Source organism: Vibrio sp. 1151_11, from assembly GCF_029478525.1.
In the GTDB taxonomy this organism is placed as follows: Bacteria; Pseudomonadota; Gammaproteobacteria; order Enterobacterales; family Vibrionaceae; genus Vibrio; species Vibrio anguillarum.
The window spans coordinates 1-9595 of record NZ_SHMN01000038.1 but is presented as its reverse complement, the minus strand read 5'-3'; the positions used below and the strand labels follow the sequence as shown (position 1 = coordinate 9595).

At 42.9% G+C, this 9595-nt stretch carries 8 protein-coding genes and 1 pseudogene; 1 reads left to right on the top strand and 8 read right to left on the bottom strand.

Annotated features, from left to right (window positions below; all coding sequences use genetic code 11):
• Nucleotides 1–338: 338 nt before the first annotated feature.
• The 3 genes from EXZ60_RS17630 to EXZ60_RS17620 form a co-directional block, all read right to left on the bottom strand.
• Complete coding sequence (locus EXZ60_RS17630) at nucleotides 339–968, bottom strand: bifunctional 4-hydroxy-2-oxoglutarate aldolase/2-dehydro-3-deoxy-phosphogluconate aldolase (RefSeq protein ID WP_277436068.1); 630 nt, start codon at nucleotides 966–968, stop codon at nucleotides 339–341.
• 10 nt (nucleotides 969–978) lie between these two features.
• Nucleotides 979–1935: a sugar kinase gene (locus EXZ60_RS17625; protein WP_094133151.1), complete on the bottom strand. Its 957-nt coding sequence runs from the start codon at nucleotides 1933–1935 to the stop codon at nucleotides 979–981.
• Between the two features lie 89 nt (nucleotides 1936–2024).
• Nucleotides 2025–3452 (bottom strand): PTS transporter subunit EIIC, encoded by a 1428-nt coding sequence (locus tag EXZ60_RS17620; protein ID WP_094133150.1) that lies wholly within the window; start codon nucleotides 3450–3452, stop codon nucleotides 2025–2027.
• 264 nt (nucleotides 3453–3716) lie between these two features.
• Between EXZ60_RS17620 and EXZ60_RS17615 the strand changes: the two genes are divergently transcribed.
• The gene (locus tag EXZ60_RS17615) at nucleotides 3717–4916 is read left to right on the top strand and encodes an enolase C-terminal domain-like protein (RefSeq protein ID WP_094133149.1); all 1200 of its coding nucleotides are present in this window, start codon (nucleotides 3717–3719) and stop codon (nucleotides 4914–4916) included.
• A 36-nt stretch (nucleotides 4917–4952) separates the two neighbouring features.
• Here the strand turns inward: EXZ60_RS17615 and EXZ60_RS17610 are convergent, their stop codons facing one another.
• The 5 genes and pseudogenes from EXZ60_RS17610 to EXZ60_RS17590 form a co-directional block, all read right to left on the bottom strand.
• Nucleotides 4953–5669: a GntR family transcriptional regulator gene (locus tag EXZ60_RS17610; RefSeq protein WP_094133148.1), complete on the bottom strand. Its 717-nt coding sequence runs from the start codon at nucleotides 5667–5669 to the stop codon at nucleotides 4953–4955.
• Between the two features lie 363 nt (nucleotides 5670–6032).
• Nucleotides 6033–7088: a TniQ family protein gene (locus EXZ60_RS17605; protein WP_214647189.1), complete on the bottom strand. Its 1056-nt coding sequence runs from the start codon at nucleotides 7086–7088 to the stop codon at nucleotides 6033–6035.
• Nucleotide 7089: 1 nt separating this feature from the next.
• Nucleotides 7090–7696: pseudogene (locus tag EXZ60_RS17600) on the bottom strand (YgjP-like metallopeptidase domain-containing protein); the annotation flags it as partial.
• The gene (locus tag EXZ60_RS17595; protein ID WP_277436069.1) at nucleotides 7681–9075 is read right to left on the bottom strand and encodes a TnsD family Tn7-like transposition protein; all 1395 of its coding nucleotides are present in this window, start codon (nucleotides 9073–9075) and stop codon (nucleotides 7681–7683) included. The gene EXZ60_RS17595 and the pseudogene EXZ60_RS17600, both read right to left, overlap by 16 nt.
• A gap of 34 nt (nucleotides 9076–9109) precedes the next feature.
• Nucleotides 9110–9433 (bottom strand): hypothetical protein, encoded by a 324-nt coding sequence (locus EXZ60_RS17590; RefSeq protein ID WP_277436067.1) that lies wholly within the window; start codon nucleotides 9431–9433, stop codon nucleotides 9110–9112.
• Between the last annotated feature and the right edge of the window lie 162 nt (nucleotides 9434–9595).

Below are 9595 nucleotides of genomic sequence, written 5' to 3'. Positions count from 1 at the left end.
ATGACCAGTCTTCGTTACATTGTCAGACTCGCTACTTTATTCAGAGTCCTAGGTTCATCTGGTGATACAGATGGTTCACACATTAAGCGGTGAACAGCGCTTCATACGACCTCACGTCGCACGCCCCTTTTCTGTTTAGAGTTGTTACTCATAACATGTCTGTTCAGCCTCATTTGAATAAATATTACTAATGCTTATATGGTTTGGTTACTCTACTATTCAGAAGATTAAGAAATTAATTCGATGATAAAGCTAACGTTCACTGTCGATAAGATGCAAAAACGCCTCCATCTTAATCAGAATAGAGGCGCTTGAAGGAGCAGTGGGGGATAACTTAATTACTCAGAAACGAGGGCAACCGCTTCGCGAGTGAGCTTAGCCAGTTCATCCCATTGGCCAGCTTCAATCAGCTTTTTATCAACCATCCATGAACCTCCACACGCCAGCACTCGTGGCACAGCTAAGTAGTCTTTGATGTTGGCAAGATTGATTCCACCCGTTGGCATTAATCTCACGTTCGTGTATGGCGCCAGCAGTGCCTTAACCATATTTACACCACCTGAGGCTTCCGCAGGGAAGAACTTGAGTGTGGTTAGGCCCATTTCTAATGCCGCTTCAATGGTGCTAGGGTTGTTGATACCCGGGACGATATCAATACCAATCTCTTGGCACGCTTTTACAGTATTTGGGTTAAAACCCGGTGACACTATAAACGTTGCGCCCGCTTCTTTTGCTGCCATCGCTTGTTGTTTATTTAGCACCGTGCCTGCACCGATCAGCATGTCAGGTTGGGCTTCACGCAGGAGTCGAATCGCTTCTACTGCCGCTTCTGAGCGAAAGGTAATTTCTGCTGCTGGTAGGCCGTTTTCCGCCAACACTTTACCCAGTGGGATAATGTCTTGTGCATTATCAATCGCAATAACAGGGATAACTTTCAGCGCTTGTAGCTGCTCGTTTAAGTTAGGCATTGTTTTGTTCCTATTTGAATCTATGCTTTGCGGCGTCTGTGAACGCCTTAGAGATGATGGCGCCCTTATGCTGAATCACTTCACCAGCCAGCACATTACCATTATGGCAAGCTTGTTTTATGTCGCCGGTTTCAAGGTATGTCGCTAAAAAGCCGCCATTAAATGAATCACCAGCAGACGTTGTATCGACCACATTCTCAACCACCGTTGTTGACACATTATAGGGTTCATTAGCGCCCTGTTCCGAGACTAAACAACCGTTAGCACCGAGTTTGACGATGACCGTCTTTGCCCCAAGAGCAGTGAGCCGTTCGCAAGTTTGTAGAGGAGTTTCATCTCCCCAGATGGCTTGCTCATCATCAAACGTTACTAGGGCTAAATCGGTTGTTTGATACATAAGGCGATAAGCAGACTGAACGGTTTGATGATTGTCATCAGGCCAAAGTGCCAGTCGATAATTGCTATCGAAAGCGATTTCGACACCCGACTCTTTTAACTGCGCCAGTAACTCCAGCATCTGCGCCCTATCTTGCTTAGGTAAGATCGCCAAGCTGATGCCGCTGACAAACACCATATCTGCGCTTTTTAAAGATGACGTCACCTGTGCAAACTCAGGGTGCTGAACGAGATACTTAGCCGCAGATTGGTCTCGCCAATACAAGAAGGTTCTTTCACCTTGCATGTCGAGCTGAATCAAGTACAGCCCGGGTGAACGCTCGGTATCGGTCAGAACTAAGCTGGTATCAACGCCCTCTTGCTTCCAGCGAGCCGTCATTTCTTGGCTAAGAGCTTCACCTCCCATGACCGTGACATACTTCACTGACAGTTCAGAGGTTGAGTGTCTTTGACTTCGGCATAGATAAATCGCGGCGTTTAAGGTGTCTCCACCGAACGTCTGCTGCATCTCCCCAAACGGTTTTCCGTTCAGTTCAATCATGCATTCCCCAATGATGGCAATTGTCTTCATCGCACTATTTCTTTATGCAAGTCAGGCCAGCCAACCTAAGCTGAGCTGAGCTGAGCTGAGCTGAGCAGGCCTGATGTTATATTGAAGGATTATTTGTTGTCTAAGCGAACAAACATCATGGTCAGGATAAATGACAGAGTAAACACGCCAATCACACCCATCACAGCTTGAATAAAGTTCTGTGTACCGCTCGCTAAGTACGCAGGAAGACTGAATACTGACGATAGAATGTAACTTGTTAGGTGCGTATCGATAGTTACTGAGATAGCGCCCATAATACCGGTTGCCAAGCTCGCCATGAACAGCGCTTTGGTGTATTTAGTCAGCGTACCGAACAGTGCTGGTTCAGTAATACCTAGAATCGCTGTCACGCCAGAACCTACCGTCATCGAAGACTGCTCTTTAGACACACTGTTACGCTGTTTGTACCAAATCGCCATCGTCGCACCTGCAATTGCTAGGTTACCCAGACACATGATTGGCATTAACAGGTCTTTTCCGTAAAGCGCAAAGTTATTTAGGCTGATTGGCGTCATGCTGTGGTGAATACCAAACACAATAGTAATTGGACGAGTTAAGCCGAACACAAAACCTGTCAAAGTTGGTGAGATTTCTAGTAGCGAGCTAACCACCCAGCCAGCACCATTACTTACCCACATGCCAGCAGGCGCAACCAGTGAAAGGACAACAGTTGATGTGACGGTAAAGGCTAGCAGTGGCGTAAATACCGGTTTTGCTGAGCTCGGAACCAGCTTATCCACCATCGGAGTGATCTTAGATAGCACCCAGACCGCAAGGATCGCTGGCACAATCGCACCGCCGTAGTTCATTAGCTCAATTGGTACCACTCCAAACACGTTAAGCTCGGCTTTGCTGCCAGCATCAGACAGTAAGGCAGCCTTTTCTACTAGCTTTGGAGACATCATTGCCGCTGCAACCGCCAATGCAATGTACTCATTCACTTTGAACACTTTGGCTGCTGAGAACGAAACCAGCATAGGTAAAAAGAAGAACACAGCCACAGAGATAGAGCGATAAAAGAACACGGTATCGGAAGATTCCGAAATCACATTAGTAGCAATAAGCCCTGATAATAGGCCCATTAACATACCTGCACCGGCAATGGCAGGAACGACCGGACCAAAGATGCCTGCGACGATGCGCATTGCGTTTTGGAACAGTTTACCTTTCTCTTGTTCAATCTCTGCGTCTTCTGGCGCTGCACTTGCACCGGATAGCGCTAGGTACCATTTCTCGACTTCAACGCCGATGATCACCTGAGTTTGACCTTGTGCGAGAACCACACCTTTCACGCCTTGAATGGCTTCGAGTTTTTCTTTATTCGCTTTTGACTCATCGACCAATTTAAAACGCAGTCGAGTCATACAGTGAGTGATGTTTGCTATGTTTTCGTTACCGCCAAGGGCTGCAACCAATTCTTGTAATTTCATGCTAAAGCTGTCTGCTTTCCCTAGTGCACTATCGCTGATAGCCATGTTAGTTTCTGTCAATTGCATCATACATTCCTATGTGCTGGTCTGCTCATTTACTGCGATAATCTTAGCGATTGAGCATTTTTATCCAATCGACAAAACAGTGATAAAAATCACAATAAAACAGCTTGAAAATTAATTTTGGCCGTTTTTTAGCAATTGGTTCGTTTTTTTATCCTAATTCTAAATAGGAACGAACCAGTTAATTTTCAGTATAAATTACCGCTTGAAATCTGCATTTTTTCACGCTTATATAAAATAAATCCTGTTGATCGAGCTAGTTTTAAAGTGAATAAAAATATCATTTCAAATGTTGAGTGTATGATAACCAAACCTGACCGACACAACCTGATTACCGTTATTGTTGAAACGGAATCAGGGATGAAAGGTTTTGGTTGTGCTACTTTCCAGCAACGACCATTGGCGGTAAAAACAATGGTTGATGAATATCTCAAACCGTTATTAATTGGTAAAGACGCTAATAATATTGAAGACCTATGGCAAATGATGATGGTTAATGCTTATTGGCGTAATGGACCAGTAATCAATAATGCTATTTCAGGTGTTGATATGGCGCTGTGGGATATTAAAGCGAAATTAGCTAACATGCCGCTACATCAATTATTTGGTGGTAAAGCTCGTGATGCAATTCAGGTCTATACCCATGCAACAAGTGATACAATGGAAGGGCTGTATGAGCAGGTCGAAAAATACCTAGCGCAGGGCTACAAACATATTCGCTGCCAGTTAGGTTTTTATGGTGGTGTGCCAGAAAATATCCACACGGCAAATAACCCAACTGACGGGTCTTACTACGACCAAGACCAGTATATGGAAAACACGGTTGAGATGTTCAAATGCTTGCGTGAAAAGTATGGCAATCAATTCCACATTCTTCACGATGTCCATGAACGCCTGTTCCCAAATCAAGCAATTCAATTTGCCAAACGAGTAGAACAGTACACGCCATATTTTATTGAAGATATATTGCCGCCAAACCAAACTGAGTGGCTGGATAATCTTCGCAGTCAAACCAGTGTTTCGCTAGCGCTAGGGGAGTTATTTAACAACCCTGAAGAGTGGAAACAACTGATCATTAATCGCCGTATTGACTTCATTCGATGCCATGTCTCTCAGATCGGGGGGATTACTCCGGCATTGAAACTGGGTCACCTATGCCAAAGCTTTGGAGTGCGCATTGCATGGCACTGTCCACCAGATATGACACCAATTGGCGCAGCAGTGAATACTCACTTAAACGTGCACCTACATAACGCTGCGATTCAAGAGCACGTTGAATACAATGCTAATACACAAGCGGTATTTCCTAATGCTGCCGAGCCTATCAATGGCTATTTATATGCATCAGAGTTGCCAGGGATCGGGGTTGAAATGAACCAAGATGCTGCACAAGATTTCCCGGTCACTTATCGTCCTCATGAATGGACTCAGAGCCGACTGCCTGATGGCACTATTCATACGCCATAGCGATAGGCTCACTTCATTTAAATAGAAAAATGACCGCTAATCGCGGTCGTTTTGATCTCGGTAATTTAAACTCTCTGGGTTAAACTTGGAGTGGTAAGTACACTGGTAGTTGATATCAATGATGTCACTGACGACAAACACCTCACCAGAAGTGAGAAAGCCACGATTGGTGATGTTCATTGCTGAACTAGAGCGCTTACATCCCAATAAATCTGCATCTTCCTTTGAAACACTGATCGCTTGGTAGGTCGTGAGGTAGCTGTCGATTTCCAACCCCAACGAAAGTGCATGCTTCTGAAGAGAGCTTTCGATAATATTATCGTTCACCACTGGGAATAATTTCACGGGCAGCCTCGCTTCTTCAATCTGGGTGACTTTTCCTTGAATTAACCTTAAGCGTTTCACATTCCAAATATATTCATCTTCTTCAATTGAGAATACTTGCATTTCATGTATGGTTGGTAATCTCTTATTCAATTTTATTTTCTTATAAGAAATTTCACCAAATTTATTCTCAGTTACTGAGTTGTATATTAATGGTGAATCTATACTCGAGGTGTTTACATAATACCCCGAGCCAGCTTTGGATTTAACCATACCAATTGCTTCAAGTTTAGACATTGCCTTTCTCACCGAGAAACGGGAAATGTCATATTTTTCAGCTAATTCTCTTTCTGAAGGTAATTTTACATCAATAATATTTTGGCAAATCTTACTGATTATATCTTGAACAAGTTCTTGGTACTTTTTCATGGAACGCTTAATGTTTGGCGGTTCATTATAATTTAACGCATCTGGGCTACTTTCTCCATGAAGCAAGCCTAAAATAGAGATTTAGATCAAATAGGCAGCTCATGATGAACTGCCTATTTACTAGAGGTGTTTGCCTGCACTCATGCTAGTGAATCGCGGGCATAACTAAGATCGTAGCCACCGCAGTGGATAAGGAGACTTGGCTAGTTGCACGTAGGCTGGTCGCATAATTGTGATACTGGAAGTCATCCGAAAAATCAGAGTGCTCTACGGCTCGTAACTCAGAATTGTCCAGAAGTGAGTTACAACGAGTATGATGCTTTAATACTCAGTTGTAGCTTGATTCGGACTAGAAAGTAGCAATTAGTATGAACCTTCTTGGGGGTCGTAATTCTTAGTCTCACGCTCCATTAAATGACATGCATTAAAAGTAATTTTATGTTTTTTACGCCAAAGTAAGAGGTCGCAAGGGTTTTCATCGAAGCTCACATAATACTCTTCGCTAAGATACGAAATTTTGACTGGCTTGATAGGACAGTAGTCTGTATCACTCCATTGAAAGCATTTCGAACAGTTTTCTCCCCTGCTCTTAGCTAACGTTTCAGCCAGAGATAGTTTTTCTCTAAACCCAAACCTGTATTCTTTTATCTCTGCGGATTGTTCCCAAAAAGCTTTAAACTCTTCTGAGTAATTCTCCTTGAAGTAAAAGAACTGACGAACTAACCGTTCATCCGATATATATTTTTTAACTCCATAGGGATCAAAAAAACTCAAATACTCATGTCTTAATTCGCTTTTTCTGCACTTCCTAGATGCCCAATTGTAGAATTTGTTCAGTAAACATGGCATGACGTGGTAGCTAGGTTGATCCGTCAAATCTGAATATTTATGGCCGTTTTCGTCTAACTGAGTACAAGTCTGACTCTCTGGTGTACCACGTCCACTCAGAGCTTGTTTTATGCTGAGTACCGCACTTTTTCTATTACCACTGGTAATTTCTTCAAGGTTAACATTGTGCACAGCACACTTTGTTGCACTTAACCAATCTGCCTTAAAATATCCAAATCCATTTATCTTTAAGGATGTCTTGATGCACTCAATGCAAAACCTTACTGGTATAGCACCTTTCCGACTTGGTCTGCCGTACATCGTCGAGGTTGCGATTAACATGTCATTAACGTAAAGCGTTGGATTATCAAACATCCCTGCTTCTTGGTTGGCTATTCCAGACTTTCTCAAAAAACTCAGCAACTCCTTATCTGGAATAGACTCCCAATCTAAGCTACATCCATCAGTTAGCGTCGGAGTAGAATGCCATTCACCATTCGTACCGACAACTTTCTCGAATTGCTGCTGCCCGGATAACAAAGCAAGTCTAAAGAACCAGCTTTGCACTGACTCATTATTAAGGAACCACAAATCAATACCTCCTCGTTTCACTCAAATACAACTCCGCCATGCTATCTAAGCGGCTTTTTACTTCTTTCCAGTTGGGCATCACGCTTGTGAGTAATCGCCAGAATTTCTCGCTGTGGTTGTGCTCCGCGATATAACATAGCTCGTGCAGAATCACATAATCGATAGACTCCTTGGGCGCTTTGACCAAATATGGATTAAGCATCAGTTTTCCCTTAGTCGAACAGCTTCCCTATTGCTTCATCATTGGCAAAACCCGAAAACTCGGAATTCCGTTCACCCAAGTGGTTTGCGGTAATAATTCAGACAGACGTTCTTGGAAGATACATTCAGCACACACGCTACACCAACAAGAAACTAGAGCTTTCGTCAGAGCCTGTTTGTCTTCGTTAAAGCAGTTTAGTGTCACCAGTAATTTGCTGCATTTCACCGCTGACATATTCTTTGTACTGAACATATTGTAGGTGACCACGAAACTCCTTGAACGCAGCGTAAATCCATTTTGCTCGCTTCATGACAGCATCATGGTTATCGCTATGTTAGGCATCATCAGAGACATTCACCGTAACTTCGCAATTAAGACAGACCTTTGTCGCTATTTTGCGCTTCTTTTCTGCTGGTGTGGGTGGGATGGCTTAGGTAATATGGATTCAAGCCATTCAGGTTCATGATGATACAGCCAGTAAAACGCTGCGTAACAATCTCGCCGTATCTCTTTTCTTATCCTTAACGGATTATTGTGTCGGTATCGAAGTATCAGGCATTTGTAGCGTCGCCGTTTCGATTCATGCTTACACCTCTTTCTCCACTCAACCAACCCAGTTACGCTAGAAATCAACATTTCGACACTTCCTGTCGATACTGATAAATGTCGGGCGATCTCTGAACGATGAAAACCTTTCCATGCAAGAGCAATAACGCGCTCTATAACCGATGATTTTATTTTCGTGGGTTCAAACAGCCCCTCCATCCCAGAAACATACGCCACGGATTTTACATAAGTGCGACTCTTTCCTATTTGCTTGCTTATCGATGAAATTGATAATCCTTGCTTTAGGAGAGCCAAACATTCTTGCTCTACATTAGGGGGACTATCGGCATTATGTTCACTGATTATTTCTGGTGTTTTTCTAATCCTTCGCTGCTTCGATAACCAGTATTCAAAAATTAAGTACTTGAAAATATGCTGTGAAAACTGGTTATAGAGCAAATTGGTAATGTACTTAAAATCCGATTCAGATGATGGTAGAACATTTGGAGATAGATAATGCAATTGGTTTACAAACTTATAAAAGTCATAGAGTAACTTTACCCTGCGTATTCGACCGCTCTTGGTCACATAGCCAAGATTCGATAATTTATCAGAGTAACTATCTGCCTTAAAGATAGAAATATTCTTTGATTGTTGCCGAAGTACTTGCCGAGAAAATTGCGCTAAATGAAAGCTTTCATCGCTACTTTCTTGAGACTTGGTTTCAAAAGAAGAAGGATACCCAACTGCTAACTTTAATCGTTTAGGAAGACGAACGTCCACTAGTTGCTGCTGATGCTCACAACAAGACTCAATAGCAGGTATTTGATGAACTCGGTGCCAGTAGGCCACACCAAATTGTCTGATATCTTCTTGAACACACACAGGGCACATTTTGAGGGTGAGTTGTGCATGTTCTCTCACGCACGAAAGCTGGCTTAACCTAATAGCCGTGTAATTGTCCGTTGACGATATAGCTTCAGATAATTTGGCTTTGTATTGCGGGTAATAATGCATAAACAACGGAGCAAGAGTTTGCTCCATTAGCAGGTCATTCTTGCCCTCACAGTAAAGGCTTGAAAGCGAACTTAAACCAGCAGTAAGTATCGGGTTAATACTTGCTCTATGGTCTCCATATACGCTTTTAAGAAATTCAGGTATGGGAACCGCACCTACACTGCAATATCTGATCATTCGGCTAAATAGTAGTTCATCGGGTAATGCATCAGGTAAACGAATATCACCTCCGAAGGGTTCGCCATACAGCTAAATTCTAACTAAACGTCTCCAATGGGTCGTCACACAAAACGCCCGAAGCCCTGAGATTTTCAAGTGGATCACTACCCTGAGAAGCCCTCTCGATCAGATTAGTATCCAATATCCGATCACTCAAATCTTCTGCAAAAACTAGTTCGGTTAGTTCTTCAAGGAACTCAGGGTGATGCGGACGAGTCAAGTCTCCTGGTATCGTTATAGTTTTAGATTTGGTATTGATGACTTCTTTCGATGAAACATCTTCACGCAGATGGTTGTTAGCTCCAGAACTACCATCTTGTCGATTTCGTTTTAGGATAGAAATTGCGTGTTTCTTTCTCATTTCTTCTGTTAGCTTTTTCGTTGCCCGTATAGCAATATGATCCGCACCACCAGTTTTGGACACCTAATTAAGTGAGTACAATCACTAATGAGGTGAACCATGACAAACAAGAAAAAACGTATTCTCCATTCTGCTGAATTTAAAGCAGAAGCACTGAAGCTA